The organism is Afipia sp. GW823-FHT06G09 (assembly GCF_058794875.1).
In genome coordinates this window covers 914,552-940,252 of sequence record NZ_JBXAHF010000002.1, presented here as the reverse complement: position 1 = coordinate 940,252, position 25,701 = coordinate 914,552, and the positions used below count along the sequence as shown (strand labels likewise).

Here is a 25,701-nt window from a genome sequence, read left to right as displayed (position 1 = left end):
ACGGCTGGGACGCCATTTCGCCCTCTTGCCTGTAATTTTTTAGGCCTGCCCGCCAGTTCATGCGACTTGCCGATATAAATATGCGTGACATGACTAAACTCAGCCTCAAGCAAGAACTCCGCCGTCTTATCGCATCCGGCTCAAAGGACGTGCCCGATCGCGGCGCAACCGGCAAATATGGCACCAAGAATCCTACTTCCCGCTCGGAAGCCATTAAGCGCATCAAGCAGGCAAAAACGCCGTTTGAACTGACGATTGCAGCCAGGGGAGCGCGTACGCTCGCCGATCAGCACGCAGCTATCCGAAAGGATGCAGTCTTTAAACTCAATTCCATGCCAGCGAACCGTGAGTTGGTTTTCAAGTTAGATTGGCACGAAGTCTTTCAACCTGAAGACGCAAATATCGCGCGGGAATGTATTCGCGAATTTTTGGTGCGCATGTTGAGAGGCATACACCGGTCTGCAAAATTGGAACTTGATTTCGCCGCTCAGAACTTCGTTGTTGTGCCGGAGATATGGAGCAAGATGGGAACATTTGCGCCGCTTCATTTCCATGCGCTGATCGATATCCCAACAGCGGGACTGCCGTCATTCGACGCGGGCGCCAAAAGCATCTGGGAAAGCGTTTGCCGGGCCCACAATATCAAGGGCTCGATTCATTCGTCCCCGATCAAAAACAAAGACAGGTTAGATCGCTATAACCTGAAGCAACTTGACTTAGAGTGGGTTTTCGACCGCACGATGTGGCCGATCGACCTCCTCGACTAAACGGCACGTCGAGCCAGTCTCCCCGTCGCTTTTGTCATGAACTCCGAGAAGCTGCAGATCGTTCTGGTCTGCGGCTACGTACAATAGTTGTCAAAATGATAGTCATTGAAATTTTAACAGCTCACTCAGTATCAGCTAATTTACAGGTCAAACGAATATGCCGAACGATAGTCGCTACAGTAAAACAAAGACCACTTCAGATCTCACCCACATTAAAACCTCCGGCGAGTATCCATACGAAGAGCGGGATAAGATTAATCCTCAGGTTCGTCCTGGATCAGCACGCACGCGTGGCTTTCGCGGAAACAAATACGGTCCAGCATCTCCGGTACGGCAGTTCACGAAGGAAGAGATTGCTGGGTACGAGCGCAAAGCTCGTGACGACGGCAAAATGTAATCCTGCCTTAGCTTGAAGATCATGGCTGCTCATTAGTTGATAGAAACGACCGGTGGTTGTGTACCGCAAATTCATTTGACGCCATGATCGCCGCTTGCTCGCCATTCAAACGGGGAGCAAATTTTAGCCGCAGATATTTCACAAAGGTAAGCTTTGTCATCTAGGTCCCGATAAGCTGCGATATGTTCCCGAGCAATGTCCGGATAGAGTTCTTGAGCCCGCACGTCTGCCGAGAACATCGAACTTGCAGCCAAGACTCCTCCTACGAGTGCGACTGACGCCGTTGTCGATTTTGTCGTTGCGGAGGTCGCCGACCAGATCAACGCCCCGAGCCAACCAATAATCGACCAGCCCAAGAAGAGGTTGATAACCAGAATGGCGTGCCTGTTCGTGTGCCAGCGCTGATACGCGATAAAGGCCGGTAGCAGATAAATGAATAAGCCGAACATAGTCCCGAGAATGACTGCACCGTTTCCGCCGTAAGCAGCACCCACCAGCAACGACACCGCGATAACCGAGACTGCCAGTATTGTACCTGGTCGTTTTTGCGTTGGCGGATTGCCCGGTTTAGTTGGCGCTAGAAGCTTTGCTTTTCGGTCTGCAAATTCCTCGTCAGTAATGACCTTTCGAATTCGCAGCTCGTCGAGATTTTCGATCTCCAGTGCAATGTTCGCAACTTCTGACATCCCGTAAAACCCTCTCGCTTATTGAATGACAGTCGCTCGTTCAGTTCCGCGCACCTAGCAGGAAGGACTCTGTCTTATTGCTCGTGGGAGTCGGCATGCAGCCGGGAACGTAAAAGCCCGGATAGAGGACAATCAGAACGTCAGAGTCTGTCGGCTGGAGTGCGAAGCGTCTGGTATCGCTCATGCATCGCTTCTCGTAAGCGACCAGCATGCGCACGCCATCCATCAGCTCCGGCATAGGATCTATGCCACGATCAATTTGATTATCCGCTCTGACAGCATAAGCATCGGCGTAGACGCCGAAGAATGCAGACCAAAGGAATGCGGTATCAAGCGTGTCGCGATAGCGCGGTTGGTTGGCGGCATGGATATCCGCCAGCCATTCGCAGCCAATCTGCGCCGCATCCGGCATGAAAGGGGTCTCTCCCAAGAGCAGCTGGCCCACGATTCTGACGTGGACCGAGCCCATGTGAGCAAACTGGAGCGAGGGGTTGCCTACGTCGGGCTTGAGATTATCGGGAAGTTTGCGGCAGTGCTGGACGTGCCACCCGACACATTCCTCAAGCCGTTAGCTCGCAAGTCAGCCAAAAAATGCACATAGTTCCAGACCGCCTTAAACAGGAAACCAGCGCTTATGTTTCGCGGCTTCACTTTCGATCCCCAGAACTATCGGCGATTCTACACCTGAAACGCACGAACGATTGTATCGAGCCGAAATCGTCGCCTCCCTGACCCCCATCGTGTTGGTAACGTGTGTAGGCAGCATTCTAAAGCCTAAGCGTTAGCGCGAAGATCGCAGAGGCCGCGCCTTACGGCTCCAAGCCTAAATGAAGCGCTTTAGACCTGCTAGGTCTTCACATAGACCCAGACGGCGCTGTGAAGGTAAGGAGAATGCACTTAGTATTTACCCATTAAGCCGGATTCCCTCCACCATCTTTCCATGACAACGACTAACGGTCAGACGAGTCTAATCATTCGCATTCGAGCGTCCGGCGACGTCTTTTCTAGCGGTGGTTGGCAGCGTAATCATCCTAATCATGACTAACGCTAAGAAGCGCTTACTACAGTGGAAATGATTGTTTCAGGCCACACCCCGTTTTGTGTCGCGCATCGAGCTCATTGTGATCGAATATTCTGAATCAGCGAAAGTGAAGACGTCGGAGGGTGCCTATAGTTGGGTTGTCGCTTGCCTTTCATTGTTGATGACATCCCTGAGCTTCGGCGCGGTGACTTCAGTTCCTATCTTAATGAAACCCATGTCGGACGAGCTCTTTTGGTCTCGCGGCAAGCTTTCACTGGTTCATACGGCAGCCTTAGTTGGCGCAGCTGTCGGAAGCTTGGTGATTGGATACGCATCCGACCGAATGAATTTCTTAAGGCTCGCCCTGTTGGCAGCAATCTCAATTGGTGCGGGATTGCTAATTGCCAGCCGCGCCGATGAATTCTGGCAAATCGCGCTTGCGTACGGAATTCTAGTTGGCGGAATTGGGCAAGGTACGTTTTTTAGCCCAATCACCGCTGCGGCCAGCCGGTGGTTTGACCATAACCGAACTTATGCGATCGCTATCGTTACCTGCGGCCAAGGTGTGGGCGGGATAGTAGTCCCGCTAATCTTGCGCGATATGGCGTTGCATAATGGCTGGCGTAGCGCATTGCTAAATTATGGGATTGCATCTACTGCAGTAATCGGGCTCGCGAGTCTCGTGTTTATCCGTGAGCCGCCGATAACTTCGGCGTCCATAGAACCAGAGACTGAACAGCAACCGAGCACAAATTGGTTTACTTATTATTTTGCGATGGCACATTTCGCTGTCTGTAGCATTGGTAGTTTTCTGTTCATTGGCCACTTCATGATCTTCTGCGAAGAGAGCGCAATTGATCCATTTACGTCGTCCGCGTTGATGAGTTCAACACTAGGCGCCACTATCGTGTCCCGATTGGCAGCGGGATATCTGTTAAAATCGATAGATTCCTCAAGAGTCATCCTCGCTAGCAATTTAATTATTGCAATTGGAATTATGGTTGTCGCGTTTTCGGAACAATCTGTATTCTTGATTTCCACAGGAGCGGCTATCTTTGGCATCGGCTTCGGGGCAGCCTTCCCGGCTTACGGAACCTCAGCGCGTGCTAACTTTCCAGCTCGACAGTTCGGATTTTGGTTGGCCACGATGTGGTGCTTATCGTTCATCTGCGCCGGATTTGGTAGTTGGGCGGGCGGATTATTCAGAGACGCACTCGGTAATTACAAAACCGGGTTTGCGTTTGCGAGCGGACTTATTCTTGCCGGAAGTTTGGTTGCGCAGCCGCTCCTGTATGCAACTCGCAAGCAGCAATTTAAAGGGTAAGCGGTGTCCCGCGGCCGCCTTCCGGATGATGTCGTGATCTGCGAGTCTGCGGTCTGGTTTTGACCGTTAGGCTTAGAATGGACACTGAACATATTGCTCTCACAGAGCCGGTCCGCCGGCTGGAAGTGTTCACCGGTGCCGGGCGCGGCGGACATGGCGTGAAGACAAGGCCGGGATTGTCGCTGAGATCGCGACCAGCGGAGACTCGGTCTGTGCCGTGGCTCGATGCCATGGATTATCACCGCAGCAGTTGTTTGGCTGGCGACGTCAATTGCGAGATTCCGAGGCTGAACGTTCTGAGGCTGACGGGCTGCAGTTCGTGCCGGCAGTTGTGAATGCGGGACCGTCTCCTGTTCCGCAACGGAGGGCGCCGCGGTGCAAGGCCGAGGCCCGTGCCGGAACGATCGAGGTCAAGATCCGCGGCGTGACGGTCCGGGTCGGCCGGACGCAAAGACTTTGTGCATTGAAAGCCGGCGCGTGATCGGCCCAGCGGCCGAGGTGACCTTCGGCCTTGAGGTGGCCGATCACCGGCTCGATTGCGGATCGGCGTCGAACATTTGGGGCTCCCACATCTCCATCGCGTACCGAGCGAGTTTGATAGCATTATAGCCGGCCGGTCGCATTGCCCATCGACAGCAACTTTCAGAAGGCGGCCGTCGGTAGGTCGAACGAGGCTGATCTATTTCCAGCGCAGAAATCGCGCTTCGACACGGTTCATAGCGGCTAGGATGCAACTTCCGATCAAAGCGAGAAGAAACAAAACTGCAAACACTCCGTTGGTCTGGAAACTCCCTGCAAATAGGCTCAATGCTTGTCCGAGGCCCGCCCTTGCAGCGAGAAGTTCGCCGGCGACGACTCCAAGGAGAGCATAAATCAGCCCAAGACGTAAGCTGGAGAAAAGCGTTGGCACCGCACCTGGAAGCGTGATCTGGGTAAAAATCTGAGTGGACGTTGCCCCTAGCATTCGCGACAGCGTTAAATGATCAGAATCAACGCTTCGCGCACCCGCGACCGTACCGCTCAAGACGATGAAGAACGTTAGACTCGCACCCAGCGCAATCTTTGACGATATTCCAAGTCCAAACCACAGGAGGAAGAGCGGCGCAAGCGCTACGCGCGGCAAAGCATTCAGCCCGGCAAATATCGGTTCCAAGAATTTTTCGAGCCCGGGATAGGCGACAAAGAGCGAGCCGACGCCGATCCCAAGAATGCTCCCGATCAAAAATGCGGAGACTGTCGCCCAAAGCGTCCAAAGAAGGTGGGGAACAAGAGTGTAATTAGTGAAAAGCCCATTATAGAGAAATAGCAGGATTCCAACCGGATCGCCGATTAAAATCGGGTTTATGAAACCGTAATTGGCCAAGGCCTGCCAGAGGGCACCAAGCGCAAACAGAAAGATTACTTGCCCGATCCAAAGGGGTGGGCGGATAAGTTGGCTCATATCGATCCTCCCAGAGCAATCTCAAGCTTGCTCCACAATTCTGCATAGAGTTCGTGGAAGCGATGGTCTTTTTGCAACGCACGAGCAGAACGGGGCCTGGGAAGATCGATCGCAACATCAGCAAGAATTTTGCCGGGACGTGCGCTCACAACAATAACACGGTCCGAAAGGGAAATTGCTTCACCGAGGTCATGCGTGACAAGCACGACCGTGCGCTGCTCCTTGTTCCAAAGCGATAAAAGTATCTCCCCGAGTTGAAGTTTGGTCTGCGCGTCCAGCGCGCCAAAGGGCTCGTCCATCAGCAAAATTGGGGCGTCTAGGCAAAACGTTCGCGCAAGAGCAACGCGTTGCCGCATTCCGTGCGACAACATTTTTGGGAAAGAGTCTTCGAACCCTTTAAGACCGACTTGCTCGAGCAATTTCTCCGCCTTTAGTCGACGGATCTCTTTCTCAACGCCCCTGATTTCGCAACCGAACTCTGCGTTTTGCTGCGCGGTTCTCCAAGGGAGTAACGAGTCCCTGGCGAGCATGTAAGCCACATCGCGACGCCCGGCATTCGGCGAGGTACCCGACACTCCAATGGAGCCGCTTGCTAGAGGTATTAGCCCTGCTATTAAGTTTAATAGCGTGGTCTTTCCGCATCCGCTCGGTCCGATAAGTGAGATAAACTGCCTCGGCTCGACCGCGAGTGATACATCGTCTAAAACGACCACCCCTCCGAACTTTTGGCTTACGTTATCTACCTGGATACGGCCGTTCATCTCCAATGCCGCGTTTCGCGGGGCTGACATGGATTGCTGCCGAAGCTGAGTGACATTAGCTTTATGGGGCATCGGCATAGACAATCGCATCCACGGTTACTGGCTTGTCAGTTACTTTGTACTTCAGAAGAAGATCTGAATATGCAGCCACTGATTTGCGATCGACACGCACACCCAGTGTTGGAATCTCGGCTTTAACAAGTTCTTCAAGAAGCGTTTCAGGATCAGGGAGATTACCGAGCGACATGTGCGATTTAGCAATCTTAAGAACTTTTGCAAAATTTTCGGGCTTTTGAGTCCAATCGATTGCGTCGGCCATGCCTTCGACAAATGCTTTAACTACGTGCGGATTCGCGGCGATGTAACTGTCCGTGGCAAGCAAGGGTAGAAACGCTCCGTTAAGAGCTTTAACATCCGCAGGTCCATCGCCATTAGCTAAGCTGACTGCCGTCACGCATGATTTCTGCGTTCTGCATAGCGTAGCGAAAGGCTCAAACATCATTGCTGCGTCGAGCTGCTTTGCTACAAGCATGGGATAAGAGGTGGCGGGTGAGCCCACCGCAACGTAAGTGACACTATCCGGGTCTACACCGGCTCCAGCGAAAAGGGCGCGCGTCATAATTTCAGTTGCTGCGCCCCGGGCCGTTACTCCGATTCTCTTACCCTTTAGGTCTTGCATTACAGCTGGATAGCCTGCCTTTAGGTTTGGGAGCGGGACTTCGTTGCCAACGTTCAACGTAAAGATGTTATTCGGCGCAAGCGCTCCGACGATCTTAATTTTGTTTCCGCGAGACACTGATTGAAGCGCCACATCGGTCGCCGAAAAATTGAGGTCTAAACTACCTCCAACAAGTGCCTGCAACGCTAGCGGCGCTGAAGGAATATCTGTGGGGTCGCATTTTAAGTTTCTCTCTCGGCAAAAGCCCTGGTCATTCATAACCCAAATCGGCAGATTAATGATCGAACCAGGAAAAGTGTTTATTCGAACCGTTTCCCCACGACCCATAGCTTTTTTATCTTGAGCATCGGCTGATTCGATCATCGCTACTAGTAGACCGCCGATCAACACACCAACAATAGCTATAGTCTTGGATTGCTTGATAAGCACTCTCGATCCTCCCGTTTGATGGTTCGCTTTTGATTCAATCGTACTCGTATGAGAATTCTTCTTCTATGAAAGCGAACACTTTCCCGTTTTCTACTTTAGACTCATACATATGAAGTGGCTTATCGGCGCTTTCGAGAACAGAGCCATCGTTCGCATTCCACTCCCAAAAGTGCTTACTGCAGGTAACGGTGTTTCCCTCGCAGAAACCATGCCGAAGTGGCTCTTCCATATGCGGACACAGCGGGGGAATGACTCTCACGAAGTCATCCGTCCGAAGGGCAACAACCGAAATTTTGCTATCCAAGGAAACTTCCTTGACCTCACCAATTTCAAGCTCATCGAGATCAATAACAAACTGCCAGGTCACTAGTTGCTCCTACATTGGAATGTGTGACCCAAACGGAAGTCGACGAGTATCAAGAGTAACTTTGCGAGCAGCCAGAGCAAATCGTGACTCCTCGGTGAGCACAAAGGTATCTTCATAGGTGCCAACGCAAAATAACGCTGATACGCCAGCTACATTGGTATGATAGACTGAGATTGCCGTCACCGCGCTGCATCCGTTATCAAACATTCCGCTGAGAAAGCTTCCTCCGACGATTCTACGAAACTTATCCGGATATCGTTCATGCATCGTCAGTTGATCAAAGAGCAACTTCAGACCTGCTCGATCCTTTTCCATCAAAACCACCTCACCCTGAATTTCTGGGCTAAAGGCGTAGATTCCATAAGTGAAAGTCGAATGAGTGAGAGCCAACCAATCTACGAACTTTTCTGCGTCCATCAGATAATTCGCGTGGGCGATAGTGCTCTGTATTTCTCCGACAACCTCGGGGCGAGAGAGTTTATTTCGGATATGTTCCGCTTCCAGTGGCGCATTTTTTTGCATTTAAGCACCTGTCGCGGCAGGCCGTGGATCGGCTGGATTTAAGCCAGTCAGAGCAGACCATTCCCGATAATATTCTCGAATTGGAAAATCATCTTGCGTCATGTTGTCTTCTTCCCTCGCCATGAGGGAAATCGGAGTCGCCTCGCCTTTCATCGTCTCTGTTTGGCGCTCGGCCGCAAACTGATCTTCCGGCAAGTTGCGTCCAAATGGACCCCAAAATTCTGCATGGTCGCGTAGCCGCGCTTTTCGCACGTCTGCCGGTTCGCCCTTAACGCCAAGGCCACGAAATTGCACGAGGGTTTCGCTGGGACTGATAGGCATTTGCGTATCAATTCGCATAACAGTAGCGCGGCAATTCAACATCACGTCGGGGAATATGTCGACCAAACGAAACTCGTTCGGCTGCAATCCAGGAAGCTCATAACCTCCGCGCGATTTCATCCCCTTCATTTTGCTGTAATCCACGACCAGAGGATCGAGTGTTGCGTGTCCGCCAGAGTATCCCCGCCATTTACGTTTGAAGTACGCTGGTTCGCGCATGCTCGTTTGGCGATTCAAGACATGTAGATACTCGTGATAGAGCTCCATGTTTGTTTCCTGCCAATGCTTCCAGTTGGACTTCACTACTTGCTCATGAAAATGAAAAACCTCCAGTTCCGCCTTCCCGAAGAGATCATCAAAGATTTCCAAGCATCCACCAAGCCACTCGACTAAGGGCTTCGCTTCTTGATCCAGGTTTACGAACACCAGCCCGTGTAGTGACTCGCACCGAACTTCCGGCAGCCCACATTTGCTCTTGTCGATCCCAGCAGAAGCAAATGCCTCTTCTCTCGGAATTGTCGTGCACTCACCGTAGGTGTTGTATGTCCAACGATGGAAAGGACACTCCAACTCGCGGGCGTTCCCGCGAGGAACATCAACAATTTTTGCCCCCCTATGAGAACACGAATTTACGAATGCCCGCAGCTTACCGTCAGGACTTCTGGCGACGAATAATGGAACACCGGCAACACTCAACGAGCGGTAGTCGTTCTTGTTCGGGACTTCCGATTCGCAGCAAGCAAACTTCCAAACTTTCTTAAAGATCTTCTCCTGCTCAATCTTAAAGATGGCCGGATCAGAGTAGATCTTATTGTCCACATAGTGATCAGAACGAAGGCTATGAGAAACTTGGATCGATGTTGATTGCATTGGTTACTCCGAATTCATTCCCTAGCGCGGCCGGAAGAATGGTCTAAACCGACGCCCGTTCTCTATGGACGATGGTGTCGACGAGGCCTTTCGTCTCCTTGGCGATTGCGAAGTCAAAATTAATCTTCGCAAATGGTCGGTTTAGTTCTTTACTTTTGAATTCTGCTGAGTCGCTCACACGTTCGATTTCTGGGATAAGTCCCTCGCGCGTGCCGAAAGCAAAGTCCTCGTGTAGGTATTTGTCATCGGCAATATTGATTTGCGTTGTCAACTGTCGGTAGCCGGGAGCAGTGATAAAGAAATGGATGTGCGCCGGCCGTTGCCCATGCCGTCCAAGCAAACACATAAGTTTGTCAGTGTTACCTCCTGGAGGAACGCCATACCCGCTTGGCATAATAGAACGGAAGCTATACTTACCGTCGGCTCCCGTCTTGATGCGCCGCCTCAGGTTGTATGGCGTTTGCTCAGGGCCAAAGTGCGAGTAGAAACCCATAGTATTACAGTGCCAGACATCGACGACAGCGCCGCCCACTGGTTTTCCTGAAACGTCCTTTACTTGACCCTCCATGAAAAGGACTTCTCCATCGTCTAACCCGTCGTCAAGCCGGGCATATCCGTCCGACATAGGTGCGCCGGCAATGTATAGCGGGCCCTCAATTGTTCTTGTCGTCGTGCCGATGACCCCTGCTCGGCGCTCAGCCTCATCTAGGCGAAGGTCTAAAAAGTGCTCCAAGGCGATGCCGGGAACGATCAAACCGAGCTCGTTGCTTTTGGCGGCTTCGCCGATGTATGCAACTGCTGCCCAAACTTCATCCATTTGAATATCTAGATCGTCGATCGCGCGAAACAGATCGGCTAGAAGGCGATTGACGATCTTCTTGACACGAAGATTTCCTCCGGAAGCGTTCAATCCTGATGCTTCGGAGGCCAGTTTGGTAATTACTTCATCCGATACGAACCTATCGCTCATTGTCTCTTCCCTTTACTTTTTTGGTAAGCGCTCAACCGCTAGCCCCGCGCTTCGATCGATGATGGATGCCGACACAAAGGTGTCACTTCTAAGTTCATGTAAGGAAACAGCGGCAGCGTTGAGAGAATTTCATGAAGTTCCTCGCCGTTCGTAACTTCAAAAACGCTAATATTGGCGTAGTTTCCAACAATCCGCCAAAGATGACGCCAAACGCCCGCAATCTGAAGTTCCTGAGCGCGGGCCTTTTCTAGCTTCTTAAGTGAATCAAACTCGCCACTGGCCAAATGCGCCGGAATCGTCACTGTCATTTTCACCTGAAACAGCATTTCAACCTCGCGCGGCTAGGGACGTTACCGGCACAACCACTCGTCTTGCTGCATCCCGTCGAAAAAATGATAGGCGATCTTCGTCGATCTCGACGCCCAACCCGGGACCCGTAGGAATTCCTAAGCTAAACTCGGAATAGTCTAGCGGCGTAGTGAGAATCTCTTCCGTCAAAAGAAGGGGGCCGAACAACTCTGTTCCCCAATCAAGCTTTCGAAAGGTGGAGAAGAGGTGCGCTGACGCAATAGAGCCAATCGCGCCCTCCAGCATGGTTCCACCGTACAATCCTATGCCGGCAGCCTCCGCGATTGCAGCGACCTTTGATGCAGCTACCAGCCCGCCTGATTGAGAAATTTTGACCGCAAACGCATTCGCAGCTTCTCGTTTGGCGAGGTCAAATGCGCTTTCTGGACCACACAAAGCTTCGTCAGCCATAATCGGTACAACGGATTGGCGAGACAGCCTAGCCAACCCATCGCGATTCCAACCGGCGATCGGCTGTTCAATGAGGTCGACGCCCGCATCTCGCAGGCTGATCAAGGCCGAAGCAGTTTCAGTTTCTGACCAAGCTTGGTTGATGTCTACGCGCACGCTTGCTGAACTTCCCAAAGCTCGTTTGATTTGCGCTACATGCTCAACATCTTCTTGGACGCTGCGACGGCCAATTTTAAGTTTGAAGGTGTTGTGCCTGCGGGAAGCGAGCATATTTTCCGCCTCTTTGATGTCCGCGTGCGTGTCACCGCTTGCGAGAGTCCAGGCAATCGGTAACCGCTCCCGGTATCGACCACCGAAAATATCGGAGAGAGAGCGATCTGATCGTCTTCCAATGCCATCCCAGAGCGCAGTTTCAACAGCGTTCTTCGCAAATCGATTATCGCGCACGTGCGCGTCGATCGCATTCATCGTTGCCAATACATTTTCCGGGTCGCAGGTCTTCAGGACAGGAGTTACGTACGTATCTATGGCCAGCTTTATCCCCTCTGGGCTTTCAGGGCCGTAGCTAAGACCGCCAATTGTCGCTGCTTCACCTATGCCGATCACGCCGTCAGATGTTCGGATTCGAACGATCAAGCTACTCTGAACGTTCATCGTCGTCATAGATAGCTTATGGGGGCGGATAGTCGGGATATCGACCAGAACGGTCTCAATCTCGTCAATTGATAGTTTGCTTGCCATGACTGACCAATCAAGTTATTTCGAGTTTTTTAGGGGGCAGCGCCCCTTTAGGATAGCTCCATTTTGGTCTACTTTCAGACCTTTCGGGTCTAGGAACGCAAAGATGGAACTTCGGCACCTTCGGTATTTCGTTACAGTCGCAGCTGAAGCTAATTTCACCCGCGCGGCGGAGAAGTTGCACATTGCCCAGTCGCCGCTAGGCCGTCAGATCAAGCAGATCGAGGAGGAGTTGGGCGTAAAGCTGTTGGAACGCCAACGGCCAATCAAGCTCACTGAGGCTGGTCGTTTCTTTTACGAACAATCCCGTCAGTTGCTGCAACGCGCTGATGAAATTGAATCGATGACGAAACGTATTGGCAAAGGCTGGAACGTCCACTTGAACATCGGGTTCGTGGGTTCAGTTCTGTACGACGCTTTACCTAAGCTTATTGGGCAGTTCAGAACAGCTGCCCCTGCTGTCGAGGTTTCGCTTTTCGAAATGACTACGCTCGAACAAGTGTCGGCCCTCAAAGATGGGCGAATTGATATTGGATTTGGACGGATCCGATTTGATGACCCTACAATCACTCGAGAGGTGCTACACGAAGAACGATTATCCGCGGCAATACCTCGAGGCCACCGGTTGAGTGATCCCTCAAAAGAACTGAAGCTGATTGATACAGCTCGCGAACCCTTGATTATCTATCCAAAGATGCCGAGGCCGAGTTACGCAGACCAAGTCCTTTCGTTTTATCGCGATCGAAGCGTTGAGCCGCCCGTCGCTTTCGAAGTGCGCGAGCTCCAAACAGCGTTAGGATTAGTTGCTGCCGGTGCAGGAATTTGTATCGTGCCGAACTCTGTAAGTCGCTTTGGTCGAGACGACGTAGTATATATTCCGCTTGCTGATACAGATATCGTTTCGCCTATCATCATGAGCTATCGGTCAAATGACCGATCAACGTCACTAGCAATGTTTAGACGGCTGACGAGTCAGATTCGCCGTGATGAGAGCTGAGGTAGAGTCCTAGGCCGCCAGTTCACTTATGCTTTTGACCGACGCCAGCTTGTCGGGCTCAATGGTTATACCTTTCAGCATTAGCTTCTTGATCATAGCTAATTCCTTTGGACGATTCACGGTGCAGACGTAGGTGATTTTTCCGTCCTTTAGGTAGATCCGCGAAAACTCAGAAGCTTGAATTGATCCGCGACTAACGGTTGAGTCGAACTCTCCAGGTAATCCTAGCATCTGTATGCTGAGATCATACTGGTCTGACCAAAACCATGGAATGTTCGCAGCTGTGTCGGCCATACCTAGTATGGTCTTAGCAACTTTCATCGCTTGGAGCTGCGCGTTTTCCCATGACTCGAGGCGCAATGGTCGACGGGCAAACGCGTTGAACTGACAGGCGACATCACCCACGGCAAAAATTGATGCGTCAGACGTTCTGCAGTATTCATCGATGACAATTCCGTTTTCTACAATCAATCCGCTTTGAAGAGCAATTTCTGCATTTGGAATTGCCCCTATCCCGACAACGACAGTAGAGACGGGTATCCGCCTTCCGGATGAAAGGGCTGCCACTTCCACTCGATCCTGGCCGTCAATCGTAGACACCGTGGTATCAAGTTCGATTTCCACACCTTTGCTCTGATGAACTGCACAGAGATAGTCGCTCAACTCGGAAGGCAACGCTCTGGAGCACAGCTTGCTGCCGGCCTCGACAACCGTCACTTGCAAACCCTTCGACCTTGCTGATGCAGCGACCTCTAGACCAATCCAGCCACCTCCAACGATCAGAACTCCGCCGCCACCATCGAGGGACCTTTTCAATTCGTTTGCGTCGTCTAGAGTTCTAAGAGTGTGAATTCCGGGTAGTTCGCCACCCTGTATACTGAAGGGCCTTGGGCGAGAGCCGGTTGCTAAGATCAAATAGTCATAATGCTCCTGGCTACCATTCGAAAGCTCTATCGTTTTTTCGTTTCGAGAGACGCTCAAAGCACAAAGATTCAGCTTGAGCTGAATTGTCTGCGATTCAAATTTTGATTTCGAGCCAACGTAAACAGGTACAACTCCTGCTCCTAACAGAGCAGCCTTAGAAAGCGGCGGTCTTTCGTACGGATAATGCTTTTCATCGCCAATCAGGACAATCTCACCTTCAAAGCCGTGCCGTCTCAGGTTCAACGCACAAAGTGCACCTGCCTGTCCTGCACCTACAATCACCACTTTGATCATATGAAAACCTCGGAGGTACCGACCCTGCTTCAGGACCGTACAAACTTTATCAGCATCAAACTAAAGCTTGCGATGAAAACCCAAGATGCAATGGCCAGGAGGAATGGTTTAGCGCCTCTTGCCTTGAGTTTCGAAAAGTCGGTCTCTAATCCCATCGCAGCCAGTGACGCAGTTAGCATAACCGCCGTTAATAGAACTATGACTGTGCGACTTTCCTCTGGAATATGTACTACGCTGTTTAATCCCACCATCGCGATAAAACCGACCACGAACCACGGCACACCGGGCGCACTGCTCGGACCGTTTATCGAGCTCCTCCGCGTCGACATCTTGACCAACCCGAAAAACATCACAAGCGGCGCCAAAAGAACCACACGGCTCAGTTTAGAAATCGTAGCTGCTTCCCCGGCCGTCTCCCCGTTTTGGAAGGCAGCTGCAACCACCTGAGCGATCTCGTGAATAGAAGAACCACACCATAACCCAAAGTCTTTCGGTCCGAGCCCGATGAGCGAAGATACAACGGGGTATAGTGCTATTGAGAAAGAACCCAATATTGTCACGCAGGCAACAGCATAGATCGCGTCTTCTTCCGGTGCGCGCGTGATGTTATTAGTGGCCAGAACAGCCGACGCGCCGCATATCGCAGTGCCTGCGGCAATTAATTCAGTCAGGCCGCGGTCAACTCCGATCTTTCGACCAAGCCACAACGTGAATGCTACAGAGCCGATTAAAGACACGGTTATAATGCCGAACGCGGACAGGCCGAGATCGAAAATCTGAGGAAAAGTCAGCTGCAGGCCCAGCATAGCGATGCCCAGTCTTAAGACGTGCCTCATGCAAAACTTTACTCCGGGCTTCGCGATTGTCGGAGTTCCCACGGTGTTGTTCGCGATGACACCTATCGTGATAGCGAATGCCATCGGACTTACGATAGTTAGTTGTGGCACCGCCTTGCGAAAAACGAACGCTATCAACGCGATCGTAAAGCAAAGAAAAGCACCAATCAGAACTTGGAAGTATTTTCCGAGAAATGACTGCGACGTTTTTATAGGCTGGGCTCTCATGTAACGATCTGGCTCTTTGCCTCGTTTCGCAAAAATCCACCTGAAAGATTGAGCCGGGAAGCATGTCGCGTCCGCTGGCTTTGCGTTTGTGCCGCGACAATTTTCCGCAGGACGTTTTGAAAAATCCGCGGGATACAACTCGATCCTCGATCAGAAAGGTCTTCTTGAAATTGGTTTCCGAGCATGTGCTTCCCATCGCTTCGTACTTGGGCTTGTAGTGCTTGTTCGCACCGCTAAACAGCTCGGTTTGGGTCTGATTTGAGACCTGCGAAGTCTAAGAAGCCGATGACCGCTATTGAAATCTCACCCGTCGTCTCTTAACGCCCGGACAGCAACATTCGATCTTTCGAGGCCTGCCAGAAGTCCGCCTCGGCGCCGTTGAGGTGCTACTCAGGAACAAGAAACAGCGCTAGGCGAGTGTCTTCGCCCGCGGCATGTACATCGTGATGAATGATTGGACGGAGGTCACAAGCCGGCTTCGGTCGTCGCCGTCTTTGCGGCTGCCGGGAGCATACAGCAAAATCGTCTGCGTAACTCTTCTGCCTGCCTTATGTTGCGCAAGTAGTGTATCGACTAGCAGAAGTGATGCTGGCTATCCGTGATCGCATTTGGAAACCCTTGCGCTGACGATTGCTACAAGAGCCGCAGGCATCGGGCGCGATTGCTAACCGTTTGCACTACCGTGTTGGCGTCGATCGCGGATGCGGAATGTACTTATAGAGCGTAGCATCGGACACGCCGAGCTGTACGGCTATTTCCGCGATCGTCAATGAACCATCTTTTATAAGGGCTTTCGCTGCGCCGATGCTTTGATCCGATAACGCGCGAGGACGGCCACCGCGCCGGCCACGAGCCTTAGCCGCCGCAAGTCCAGCCAGAGTTCGTTCACGAATGATACTGCGTTCAAACTCCGTGAGCGCTCCAAAGATATGAAATACGAGCTTCCCCGTTGGCGTCGTGGTATCTATCGCCTCCGTCAACGATGTGAAACCACAGCCGGCTTCGTTGAGTTGCTCGATGGTTCCGATCAACTTGGTGATCGAACGCGCTAACCTATCCAATTTCCAAACAACAAGCGTATCGCCTGGACGAATGTAGTTGAGCGCAGCCGCTAATTCCACTCGCGCGGCATCTGCACCCGACGCGGTTTCAAGGAATATGCGTGAGCATCCAGCCAATGTCAGTGCGTTAATTTGTAGGTCGGGCGTTTGATCTGCTGTCGAAACGCGGGCGTATCCAATGAGGCTCATAGTGGGCTCCATAAAACCCTCTGAGCCTAACATGAAATAGGAATAATTTCCAGATAGGGTTTTCGGAGCAATTTCACCGGGGAAATTTAACGCTTATCACCAACTGCACCTTTCTCTGACAACCGAACGTATTTCTGAGTTGGCGCGATGGCCTATTCTTCACTTCCGCGAAGCAAAACCGAGGCCCGGATTCGGCTAAGCCCTTACCTCATCACCATGGCGCACGAGTCGCTTGCGTCGCAACTCATCTGGAACTGCCTTACTGCAAAGGGCATCACGTATGCGGAAGAGCGCAAGGTCCGCGACATCATCATGAACCTCACGAGCAAATTCGATCCGTGGCAACGCGAATTCAATCACCGTCCCTATATCGAGCAAGAGCTCGATCCTCCCAGGCGCGATTTCGGAGATGATCCAATACCGAAGCCGGGACCAAAGATATGGTTAGGGCCCTGCTGCGCGCGGAAGGCTATCCAGATATTCCAGTGGTTCGCTCGGCTTGTGTGCTGTGACGTCCGAAATGCACGCGTCGCACGGTAACAGCCTAGAATTTTTGCGGCATAAGATCGTGATTGCGAAACGCGTCAAACAAATCCGCGATTTCGGGGTAGGCGTCCCCGAGTAGCGGCATGTCGGCAGAAAAATTCGGCTGGTTATATCCGGTAAATGCGGTTTCCAACCCGATGTAGAATTCGTCTAGCGGCAAGTGATTGGATGGCATATTCGTAAAGATAACGAAACCGGTCGCATCACGAGGCACGTTGCCCGGCTGCTCCTCCACCGCCCGCTTGGATGCGACAGCATCACCCTGCCACCACACCCCCTCCCCCTGCCAGTCGTGAGGCGGCGGGGGCAAATTCATGTCAATAAAGATGAGGCGTTCGGCATCAGCGGGCTTCGCAAGAGCCTCTCGTAATTGACGGCTGACATTGCCTTTCATGGTTTCAACGGGCGGCCTCTCCCCGGATTTTCCAAGGACGCCGGGCCAGCTCTTTGTCTTCATCTCGACGGCATAGCGCTTGCCCGTCCGGCGGTGAGTGGCAAGCCCGTCGGAATGGCCTGAGCTTAGATCCTCTTCATCAGAAAACGCGAAGCTAAAGCCGGCCCGTACAAGGCAGGCGGCGATCATCAGCTCATAGCGCGCGCCATGAAATTGATCGGCGACCCGCAGGGATTTGAGAAGCCTCTCGCGCGGCTCCGAATTATCGGCGATGACAAAGAGGTCATGAGCTACGGTAAAGAAGCTGAGCACAGGAACCGTCGACATGAGACCGCGTTCAGGCCCAAGGTGATGCCGCGATTTCGCCTGCGCACGCATTGCCTGCCACCAGATATGAAGTGGATGGCTGATGTTCCGACGGAACGGCTCGCCCAGTTCCCGCAGCAGATCACTTTCAAGAAAATTCATGAAATTGTCGCCGCCACCCCAGTGAATCACCTTCCCGCCCCGAACGATGAAACGATCTTGGTCATTGCCTGCGACAAGGGGCGGCCGGTGAAAACCGTGATTGGAATAGTGGTTTACGCGATCTATCTGCCGACGATTAAACGCATCCCGCACGCGCTCTGGCGTGGTGTGCCAGTTTTCGATCGGAGCATCCGGCGTATTCACGGACCACGCGCCATGGCAATGCTTGTAGCGCTTCCCGCTTCCGCAAAAACATCTTTCGTTGCGCCTTGGCATGTATGAAATTTCTGCCGATGCGGTTGCTTCGCATGGATATGAGTCGCCAGAAACGAGCATAGCCCGTAGCCGCAGGGGCGGTAAATGTTGCGCTTGTTGCCCGGCAATAACACCGACTCATGATATGGTTCGATCCGCGATACCATTCATTTGAGCATCGAATGCCCGATATTCCAACCTTGCCGCTTCCATCCGTTTTGCCTCATTCCGATGCGATCAAATCATCGAAGCAAACGAAAACCGACTATGAATCCGACTGTTGGGAATTCCAGTACGAGATTCACAGGTACCTGGGGCGGATAACCGATGACGCTCTGCGGGCGCGCTATGACAATATCGTCCGCAACATGCATGCAATCATAAGCGACGACCGGAATGTCATTCCGATCCATAGCTTTTTGAGCTCATGGTATTGGTACCGCAAGGAGCATCAAACACGGTATGAGTTTGCGCTCCGAAACGTGCCACTCCATCGGCCGCTCCCCATAGTCGCGCAGCGCGATTCAAGCGCAGCGCCGGCCCGGCCACGCGGCCCAAATGCCGGAGATGTCCTATTTCGATATGGCGAGCGGAAATGGTTGCAGAACCTCATGGATTTCGGGCGGTTGCGCATGAAATCCGCGCAAGAATATGCTTTGATGGAGAAGGATCCAGCGCGGCAGGACGACGAGCGAGTCAAGCATTCCTATTCACCTGGGGAGTATATCAGCTTGACCATGCCGGACGGCCTGCAGGTGCGTCCGATCGGTGACCTCAAATACAGCACTTCCGGAACCGATTATTTCCTCTACTGCGTCTCGATGGATTGGGACTCGGTTCTCTTTGACCAATTTTCCGGGACTGACTGCTGCGTCGTCATCAAAGAGCCGGATGAATTCGCCCGGCGTCTTGAGCACGCCGCCAAGAACTTGCTCCCGGGCTGGTATTTTCATCATTGCCCCATCGAGTATTTCGATACATATGAGCGCAGGTCCAAGGAGCGTATCGACAACGCCATGTCGAAGGATTTTCGCTTCGCTTACCAAAAGGAATATCGTTTCCTCTTTGCAGGTTTCGGTCGGCCCGCGACCGGCTTCATCGACCTCGAGCTTGGACCGTTGCACGACATTGCCGAGTTGCATATGCGGCCTGAACCGCCTCGCGTCGAATAAGATGACGGTTCGTCGAACCACCCCGTGACGGCCGATAAGAATTCAAGAGCGCGGTGAAGGCAAGCTTCTGGAAAAGATACATCCGGGGCGTTAAAGCTCTGGGGCCGGACCGGACGCGTTACCCTCGCTATCCGTGGCCGCTTGAGAGAACTTAAATTTGAGCAACGTCATCTCCCGATGCTCGATGAAGCCCTTTTCCTGCGCATAGTAGGCTTGATAGAACTTGAAATCGGTTCGGTTTGCAGCGCGGCACTTGTCTTCAATGATCTTGCAGATCGCGATCTTCTTGTCGATCGGCGTCTTAATGCCGAAGATAATTCCTTCCAGGTTGTTAAAGTCATAGTGCGTGACGCGGCTTTTAGGCTCCACAAAGTCGTGAAGCATTCCGGTCAGGATCAGGCGCTGCTCTTTCTCGTAGTGCCAGGCTTCGAGTTTTCGCGTTACACCGTGATTGAACGTATCCCAGTAGCGCTTCCGCCACGCGTCTTCATTGTTGAAAATATCGTCGGCGCAGGCACTGCGCTGTCCGGTCCGGTCCGTGTACCATGCGCGCGATAAATCGGGGATCGGCAATCGGCCGAGTGAACGAAAAAAGTCGACCGGAAGATGCTTGTTTTCGTAAACAACCTCCTGAAACGTGTGCGGTACGAAATCAACGACCGGGCCGCCACTGCTGTAACCGGCGACGCGCTTCAGCCGCAGCGATGGGGACTTCTCTCCATCACTGACCTTGAAAACAAGGCAAGCCGCAGTGTGATTATCGCCATAACTTCCCCATACGGAGGAATCGCGGCATTCCTTCATGAAGCAGGCGGTATACCAATCGGGATAAGCCAGCGTTTCAAGCTTTGTGACGTACTCGTTCGGAAATTCGAACAGAACAAACGCGCGATTTGCTTCAATTGGCTTGTCGGCATTGTTATATCGGTGAAGAAGCTTGATCTCCTCGATCATATGGCGGTGTGCCATAAAGAGTGCAGCAGCTGCGCGTTCGGGGTCGGTAATCTCCGCACTGAGGCGTCCTACATGGTCAAGCATCTGCTTCGCCTGATCCATGGTCCGTTTCAGATAGGCTTCCGTGTCTGGATCCGGATTTGTTTGTTTGGCAAGCCCGTGGTCCCGGTAATTTTGCTGGATGATCGACAAGGCCAGGGTGTGCACCGGCTGAAGATAGGCGGCGAGTTCCTCGCGGCGGACTGAGTAGGTTCGCGCTGCAAGCGACTGAACCAGAACCTTGATGGAGTCATTTCCGAGGAATGCTGCAACGAGCTTATCAATTCTGTCTTTGTATTGCGGAGTAAACGCCATCGCATCGACGTTGAAAATCGGAATGTTCTTCCACGAGAGCGGCTCGTCTTCGCCGCCCAACGATACAAGCGAATAGCCCCATTCAAGGCAAAGCAGGTAGTGCCGAAGCAGATTCTGCCATACGATCGCGTCACCCTGCCAAAAGATGTCCCGAAACCCCTCCATGGGATCGTTCAGGCTGTCGGGACTGGCGAAGAAGACTTCCTGATTGAGCAACTCGCCTTTATCAAGCAGACGCCACAGCGGCCGGAAACGGTAGAGACGGGTTGTCATACTAACCTCAGGACCTTTGCATTTCACAGATTTGCCGAGATCATCCGGAGCGTTGTCGAACTTTCTCAACACAACACCCTCAGCAACACATCCTATCTGTATAGCGAGAGTCGCCAATGACGACCACATATCGCTTTTATTCCTCACCGTCATAAGGTGCATGCGACTACTTGATATCGACGTGATCGGATATATCAGCCCGGGATGTCCGCTTTGGTTCGGGACCGATTCTGTTCGGAGCAAAGTCTTCGGTATGTAATTGAGCTAATCGGCATTATACTTGGTCGTCCTCAGCAACCATATGTTGGAGGACCAAATGACTTCCCTGAAATCGCTGAACTTCACGACGCTCCCCAAGACGGAAACGGATCCGAAGTTGGAGCGACGCGCTCGCACGATTGTGAGACTGGAAGAACAGAAGGTACTACTGGCCAATCCGAACTTCGTGCGCAAAGTACGCTCGTTCAAGCAGGTCGACGGCGTTCGCAAATCCGTCGAAAGCGATCAGCGCGTGAACCCATGGTGGCGCAAGCACATCGACGGCTCGTATCTCTTCACGATCAAGTCGGGATCGAAGTCCCTGGAGTTCGAAAAAGGAAAAGCGGCCATTGCAGTGCCGTCTCTCGATAAACTTCCCACTGTGATCGATACACTGATCGCTGCTACTCGTACCGGTGAACTCGATACGCAATTAGCTCAGGCGTCAAGAACACCACCGACCCGTAAGAAAACAAGCTGATTGATTAAGATTGGGGGGCGAGCAACCAGTTCGCCCCCGAACTTACTCTCGCGGACGACAAGATGCTTTTTCGCAACTTTTATGAATGCCCGTGCGGCTCGAAATGGGCCGATGAATGGTCCGCAACCTGCGACGATCGATGCCCGAATTGCGATACCAGTTGCTCACCGGTGAGCAGTGAAGACATCGCGGAGATCCACGAACCTGCGGCCCGAACACATGCTACAAAAAATTAGAAGCCGCCAGCCCGGCAAGACCGCTCTATCGCTCGATGCTGCCGAAACGCGAAGCGCGCATATGGGCTAACCGCCACTTTGACTACGTTCCGCACGCGAAGGACATCTTCCCGCGGAAGCTCACGCCCTCGCATGATGAAGTCAAGCTGCCAGTCCGATTGTCGCGGGACGCTACGGGCGCAAAGGCCAAGCCATTTTTAACCCCACAGAACCAGCTACATTTGAGAAAATAGCCTAGTCTTTTCAAGACCCCTTACTTTATCCCCAACCAGTTACGACCATCGCGTTGCCAGCCCTTCCTTGGCCGTAAGCGATCCAAATCAATTCATGGAAAAAGGGGGATATGCGGGCGTTGGTACGCTGGCGCGTGAGTCTGCCGTGATATTATTCCGTTCTGGCGCAAAGGAGTCGTTCCTGAGCGTCTTTTTTACGGAATTGACGATGAAGCTATTTTTGAAGTCTTTGCTTCTGGGATTTCGGCGACGCTGGTGGACGGGTATCACCCGCGCATTCGCCATGGCGGGCGCCATCTGGCTGGTCACCGAAATCACCATGAAGTCTTTTACATCCGTTGACCAGTTCATCACGGCTCACGGTACGGAATACGCTGTCGGCGTCGTGACCGCGTGCGTCGTGACCTTTTTCTATCACATATACGAGACTCGCTCTGTTTCGTTCCGGGTGCCGACGACTGATAGCTGGATCAACATCTATTACGACGATTTGCTAGGCACCGATACCGATTGGTTGATCGGAGTCGGCGAGTTTTTTGATAGCGACCTAGGCCACGTCGTTTCAAGCCAATCGCTGCATGGCAAGCTGATCGAAAAGGTTTGGAATAGCGATACGGGCCGCTTTCGTAAAGACGTAGACGATGCTCTGAAAGGGAACCCTTCCGAAGTCACGGAACGCTCAATCAAGCCAAACAAGAAATACGCAATCGGCACGACAGCCGTTCTTCCCCGGGCAGCGCGCAAGATCTTCTTGGTCGCAATGGCAAAGACCGACTTGCAAAGCTCCAAGGCGTCTTCGACTGTACCGATGCTATGGGATGCACTTCTCGGCGCACTTCATTCTATTCATAACTTTGGGAACGGTGGGACCATTTCTTTGCCCCTTATCGGGAATGGCCGTTCAAGCGTAAACATTGAGCCGCAGCATTTGCTTCGGCTCATCGTACTCTCGCTTATCGATTTCGGTCGCAAGACGGGTTTGCCTAAACAGGTCAACATCGTACTGCCCGAAGATTGCTTTGAGAGACTAGATATACGGGAAATCAAGCGGGACTGGAGTCACAAGTAAATGGCCTACAGAAACGGCACATACATCGCCTTTCATGCTGAAGGCAAAACAGACCCAACAGCATCCGACATCAAGTATTATCGAATGATCAAGGCCTGGCACGCACATGACAAAACCGACTTTCGGTTCGTAAACAGCCACGAAAAGACTTCTGCTGTTCGCGACAGCAGCCTGAAGTCTACCCTGAGAAGAAGCTTGATGGAGCGTCTCAATCACTCGCGCAACATGCTGCTGATCATCGGGAACACTACGCGTTTTGATACTGACTGGGTGCCCTTCGAAATTGCATATGCGGTAGATAGCTGCAAGATCCCGATCATTGCCGTCTATACACAGTATGATTGGATCTTAGCTCCCAGTGCGTTGAGCAACTTGTGGCCACCCACTTTTGCATCGAGGATTGCTAACAACAGTGTACGTTCAATTCACATCCCGTTTAAGCAAGCGGCCATTGACGACGCGATGAAGCAATTCGATCACAGCACCCCGCCCACGGGAGCGCTCAATTACTATACCAAAGAAGCCCACAACACCTTTGGCATCTACTGGTGATTACTTCGCTGTCGGACAGGTCGTCATCCGCATGAGTCGCAAGTGACGTAATATTCGCTGTTCTCGCGAAGAGACTCGAACCCTCGACTCCAAGATTAGAAGTCAGAGTGCTTCTGTTCGCCAACCCATCATCGCGGCTTCGATTGCTTCAAGCTCGGTTTCCAGTAGTAGCCACGCAGACGATCGCGGCAACTCAACACTACGCTCCACTCGTCGTTGCTCGCGCAAACGACCAACAAGCTTTTCAAGCCGACACACGAAAAATCTCTCGCCTTCATTGCAAGTCTTCGATGCCCGATCGGCTTTCCGAAGTTCGAAGATTTCACGGATCGAGGGTCGAACGAGAAAAGTACCAGTGTCTAGCTTGATCGAATCCAGGCCTGCATCCGGCCACCCGACCCTTCCACCAAACATCCTCCCATCCTGATCTCGATACTTCGGTCCGGGTCGACACCAAGGCGGCAGCTTCGCGTAGGCCAAAGCCCATTTCTGATCGAGCTTCGCAATTTCTGATTGAAGGTATTCGCGACGTTGAATCAGGCGAAGTCGTTCGTGATCATCTATCGCAAGGACAGCGTTTACTGGCAGTGCGGCTGGCGCAACCAGCGAAGCCGCAATGAAACTTCTGCGCGTCGGGTTAGATGGCATCTACGTCTCCTGATCAGACGCCAATCCCTATCCGTATTTTTTCGGCAGAATGTCAACGTAAGATTGCGAGCCTTCCGCTGAACAGATTTACCGACAAGATCGAGCCGCCTTTCCAGAGCCTACCGGCTAAATAAAGCCCTTTTAAAGGATGCGATTTCGCCGGGTAAATTGGGCGCCAAAATTTTCAGTATGTGATCACCCAAAATCATCATACGTAACGCGCGAGACCGTGCACCGAATTATTTTTGCAATGCGGGTCGAGTCACAGCGACGCGCTTATATATACGATTGAACCACCGTCATATCGACGCTTCAAACTCATCATGTTTCGCACTCTGGACGATGATTGTGCTCGCCAGATGCGCTGAGAAGCGCCACCGACCTTCACAACGCCAGCGATGCTGACGTTTGATGGCTGGTGACTGCTTATACGATGTAACGGTTCAAAGCGTTCGCACGAGCTTATCGTGATGCGCTTCTTATCATGACCCAAAACAACCAATAACAAAGAGGTCATAACCTTGAGCAACTTCATCAATTCAGATGCTATCGCCTACGTCATCAAGTCGATCTATCGTGATCATGTCGGTTCGAACGAAGCAGTCTTGAATCAAGCTATCGTCGATAACGTGTTCGCGGTCACGATGAAGTTTGATTCTGCACACTTTGACTTTAACGAGTCAAAAAGAGATCCTGCGAACTACCTGACCAAGTATCGCGATTGGTTCACGCGATTGGTTGTTGAAGCATGCGGCAACAACATGGGCCGTAAGCGCTATCAGCAGCCATTGAGTGTTTCGTACATCGACTTTCCAGGCTCAAAGGGAACAATGTCGGCTCGTGAAGCTGGCGAATTCTTGAAGTTCGGTTTGCTTCACGTTCACGCGGTCGTCGCATTACGTCCAGAGGGCCAGGCTTTCCGCAGACCCCTGCTCGTCGCTGGTTCAGCACATCAGCTTCGTCGTTTCGGGGAGGTCAAAGTCGAGCCGTATGATCCAGAAAAAGGCTCGCTGGAGACCATGATTCAGTACTGCAGCAAGGGTGCAGAACTTATCGGACCACGACATCGAAGTGATTGCTACGAACTGCTGCCGCGATGAATGGGCAGTGTCCATAGTTGACTGAGACTGACCATCGATGTCCACCGCGATCCACAAAAATCATTGGGGCAGATACCGGGGCAAGAAATATGATGTAGGATTTTCAGTAGTTAAATCAGGATGTTAC

The 25,701-nt window shown here is 52.2% G+C and carries 27 protein-coding genes and 1 pseudogene; 10 read left to right on the top strand and 18 right to left on the bottom strand.

Translation table 11 applies throughout. From position 1 onward, the window contains the following. The first annotated feature begins 80 nt into the window (after nt 1-80). Nucleotides 81-767: a hypothetical protein gene (locus AC1Q67_RS12155; RefSeq protein ID WP_492233917.1), complete on the top strand. Its 687-nt coding sequence runs from the start codon at nt 81-83 to the stop codon at nt 765-767. Between the two features lie 468 nt (nt 768-1,235). Here AC1Q67_RS12155 and AC1Q67_RS12150 read toward each other — a convergent pair whose 3' ends face one another. After that, on the bottom strand, nt 1,236-1,850 hold the full coding sequence (locus AC1Q67_RS12150) for a superinfection immunity protein (protein WP_492233918.1): 615 nt from the start codon (nt 1,848-1,850) through the stop codon (nt 1,236-1,238). Nucleotides 1,851-1,890: 40 nt separating this feature from the next. Continuing rightward, nucleotides 1,891-2,262, bottom strand: a complete 372-nt coding sequence (locus AC1Q67_RS12145; RefSeq protein ID WP_492233919.1) for a hypothetical protein — start codon at nt 2,260-2,262, stop codon at nt 1,891-1,893. Between AC1Q67_RS12145 and AC1Q67_RS12140 the strand changes: the two genes are divergently transcribed. From AC1Q67_RS12140 to AC1Q67_RS12130, 3 genes are all read left to right on the top strand, one after another. Beyond that, nucleotides 2,215-2,451, top strand: a complete 237-nt coding sequence (locus tag AC1Q67_RS12140) for a helix-turn-helix domain-containing protein (RefSeq protein WP_492233920.1) — start codon at nt 2,215-2,217, stop codon at nt 2,449-2,451. The genes AC1Q67_RS12145 and AC1Q67_RS12140 overlap by 48 nt on opposite strands. Nucleotides 2,452-2,926: 475 nt before the next feature. Continuing rightward, entirely contained in the window at nt 2,927-4,195 is a 1,269-nt protein-coding gene (locus AC1Q67_RS12135) for an MFS transporter (protein WP_492233921.1), read from the top strand. A gap of 175 nt (nt 4,196-4,370) precedes the next feature. Then, nucleotides 4,371-4,676 (top strand): transposase, encoded by a 306-nt coding sequence (locus AC1Q67_RS12130; protein WP_492238154.1) that lies wholly within the window; start codon nt 4,371-4,373, stop codon nt 4,674-4,676. Between the two features lie 198 nt (nt 4,677-4,874). Here AC1Q67_RS12130 and AC1Q67_RS12125 read toward each other — a convergent pair whose 3' ends face one another. The 9 genes from AC1Q67_RS12125 to AC1Q67_RS12085 all read right to left on the bottom strand — a co-directional run bounded on the left by AC1Q67_RS12125 (nt 4,875) and on the right by AC1Q67_RS12085 (nt 12,055). After that, entirely contained in the window at nt 4,875-5,636 is a 762-nt protein-coding gene (locus AC1Q67_RS12125; protein ID WP_492233922.1) for an ABC transporter permease, read from the bottom strand. Next, a complete protein-coding gene (locus tag AC1Q67_RS12120) occupies nt 5,633-6,397 on the bottom strand; it encodes an ABC transporter ATP-binding protein (protein WP_492233923.1) in 765 nt (254 codons plus the stop codon). Before AC1Q67_RS12120 ends, AC1Q67_RS12125 begins: the two co-directional genes overlap by 4 nt. 61 nt (nt 6,398-6,458) lie before the next feature. Further along, complete coding sequence (locus AC1Q67_RS12115) at nt 6,459-7,505, bottom strand: ABC transporter substrate-binding protein (RefSeq protein WP_111835217.1); 1,047 nt, start codon at nt 7,503-7,505, stop codon at nt 6,459-6,461. A 34-nt stretch (nt 7,506-7,539) separates the two neighbouring features. Beyond that, nucleotides 7,540-7,872, bottom strand: a complete 333-nt coding sequence (locus AC1Q67_RS12110) for a Rieske 2Fe-2S domain-containing protein (protein WP_111835218.1) — start codon at nt 7,870-7,872, stop codon at nt 7,540-7,542. A 9-nt stretch (nt 7,873-7,881) separates the two neighbouring features. Beyond that, nucleotides 7,882-8,394: a nuclear transport factor 2 family protein gene (locus AC1Q67_RS12105; RefSeq protein WP_492233924.1), complete on the bottom strand. Its 513-nt coding sequence runs from the start codon at nt 8,392-8,394 to the stop codon at nt 7,882-7,884. After that, a complete protein-coding gene (locus AC1Q67_RS12100) occupies nt 8,395-9,585 on the bottom strand; it encodes an aromatic ring-hydroxylating oxygenase subunit alpha (RefSeq protein WP_492233925.1) in 1,191 nt (396 codons plus the stop codon). It lies immediately after the preceding gene. Between the two features lie 43 nt (nt 9,586-9,628). Beyond that, complete coding sequence (gene catA, locus AC1Q67_RS12095; RefSeq protein WP_492233926.1) at nt 9,629-10,555, bottom strand: catechol 1,2-dioxygenase; 927 nt, start codon at nt 10,553-10,555, stop codon at nt 9,629-9,631. Between the two features lie 38 nt (nt 10,556-10,593). Continuing rightward, on the bottom strand, nt 10,594-10,881 hold the full coding sequence (gene catC / locus AC1Q67_RS12090; protein ID WP_492233927.1) for a muconolactone Delta-isomerase: 288 nt from the start codon (nt 10,879-10,881) through the stop codon (nt 10,594-10,596). Nucleotide 10,882: 1 nt separating this feature from the next. Continuing rightward, complete coding sequence (locus AC1Q67_RS12085; RefSeq protein ID WP_492233928.1) at nt 10,883-12,055, bottom strand: muconate/chloromuconate family cycloisomerase; 1,173 nt, start codon at nt 12,053-12,055, stop codon at nt 10,883-10,885. Between the two features lie 103 nt (nt 12,056-12,158). Here AC1Q67_RS12085 and AC1Q67_RS12080 point away from each other — a divergent pair, with 103 nt between their 5' ends. Continuing rightward, on the top strand, nt 12,159-13,049 hold the full coding sequence (locus tag AC1Q67_RS12080; RefSeq protein WP_492233929.1) for a LysR family transcriptional regulator: 891 nt from the start codon (nt 12,159-12,161) through the stop codon (nt 13,047-13,049). Between the two features lie 9 nt (nt 13,050-13,058). Here the strand turns inward: AC1Q67_RS12080 and AC1Q67_RS12075 are convergent, their stop codons facing one another. From AC1Q67_RS12075 to AC1Q67_RS12055, 5 genes and pseudogenes are all read right to left on the bottom strand, one after another. After that, nucleotides 13,059-14,267: an NAD(P)/FAD-dependent oxidoreductase gene (locus tag AC1Q67_RS12075; RefSeq protein ID WP_492233930.1), complete on the bottom strand. Its 1,209-nt coding sequence runs from the start codon at nt 14,265-14,267 to the stop codon at nt 13,059-13,061. 29 nt (nt 14,268-14,296) lie between these two features. Beyond that, on the bottom strand, nt 14,297-15,331 hold the full coding sequence (locus tag AC1Q67_RS12070; protein WP_332925590.1) for a YeiH family protein: 1,035 nt from the start codon (nt 15,329-15,331) through the stop codon (nt 14,297-14,299). Between the two features lie 677 nt (nt 15,332-16,008). Then, on the bottom strand, nt 16,009-16,581 hold the full coding sequence (locus tag AC1Q67_RS12065; RefSeq protein WP_492233931.1) for a recombinase family protein: 573 nt from the start codon (nt 16,579-16,581) through the stop codon (nt 16,009-16,011). A gap of 544 nt (nt 16,582-17,125) precedes the next feature. Continuing rightward, nucleotides 17,126-18,193, bottom strand: a complete 1,068-nt coding sequence (locus AC1Q67_RS12060; RefSeq protein WP_492235726.1) for a hypothetical protein — start codon at nt 18,191-18,193, stop codon at nt 17,126-17,128. Nucleotides 18,194-18,202: 9 nt separating this feature from the next. Continuing rightward, nucleotides 18,203-18,265: pseudogene (locus tag AC1Q67_RS12055) on the bottom strand (SEC-C metal-binding domain-containing protein); the annotation flags it as partial. 161 nt (nt 18,266-18,426) lie between these two features. Here AC1Q67_RS12055 and AC1Q67_RS12050 point away from each other — a divergent pair. Beyond that, nucleotides 18,427-19,416, top strand: coding sequence for a hypothetical protein (locus tag AC1Q67_RS12050; protein ID WP_492233932.1), 990 nt, complete (start codon nt 18,427-18,429; stop codon nt 19,414-19,416). Between the two features lie 90 nt (nt 19,417-19,506). Here the strand turns inward: AC1Q67_RS12050 and AC1Q67_RS12045 are convergent, their stop codons facing one another. Then, complete coding sequence (locus AC1Q67_RS12045; RefSeq protein ID WP_492233933.1) at nt 19,507-20,997, bottom strand: hypothetical protein; 1,491 nt, start codon at nt 20,995-20,997, stop codon at nt 19,507-19,509. A 316-nt stretch (nt 20,998-21,313) separates the two neighbouring features. Between AC1Q67_RS12045 and AC1Q67_RS12040 the strand changes: the two genes are divergently transcribed. The 3 genes from AC1Q67_RS12040 to AC1Q67_RS12030 all read left to right on the top strand — a co-directional run bounded on the left by AC1Q67_RS12040 (nt 21,314) and on the right by AC1Q67_RS12030 (nt 23,826). After that, nucleotides 21,314-21,736, top strand: coding sequence for a DUF6641 family protein (locus tag AC1Q67_RS12040; protein WP_492233934.1), 423 nt, complete (start codon nt 21,314-21,316; stop codon nt 21,734-21,736). 536 nt (nt 21,737-22,272) lie between these two features. Beyond that, complete coding sequence (locus tag AC1Q67_RS12035; protein ID WP_492233935.1) at nt 22,273-23,274, top strand: macro domain-containing protein; 1,002 nt, start codon at nt 22,273-22,275, stop codon at nt 23,272-23,274. Beyond that, complete coding sequence (locus AC1Q67_RS12030) at nt 23,275-23,826, top strand: TIR domain-containing protein (protein WP_492233936.1); 552 nt, start codon at nt 23,275-23,277, stop codon at nt 23,824-23,826. Nucleotides 23,827-23,928: 102 nt separating this feature from the next. On the opposite strand, the gene AC1Q67_RS12025 is transcribed toward AC1Q67_RS12030, so the two are convergent. Next, nucleotides 23,929-24,474: a hypothetical protein gene (locus AC1Q67_RS12025; protein ID WP_492233937.1), complete on the bottom strand. Its 546-nt coding sequence runs from the start codon at nt 24,472-24,474 to the stop codon at nt 23,929-23,931. Nucleotides 24,475-24,995: 521 nt separating this feature from the next. Between AC1Q67_RS12025 and AC1Q67_RS12020 the strand changes: the two genes are divergently transcribed. Then, a complete protein-coding gene (locus tag AC1Q67_RS12020; protein ID WP_492233938.1) occupies nt 24,996-25,574 on the top strand; it encodes a hypothetical protein in 579 nt (192 codons plus the stop codon). Nucleotides 25,575-25,701: the final 127 nt, after the last annotated feature.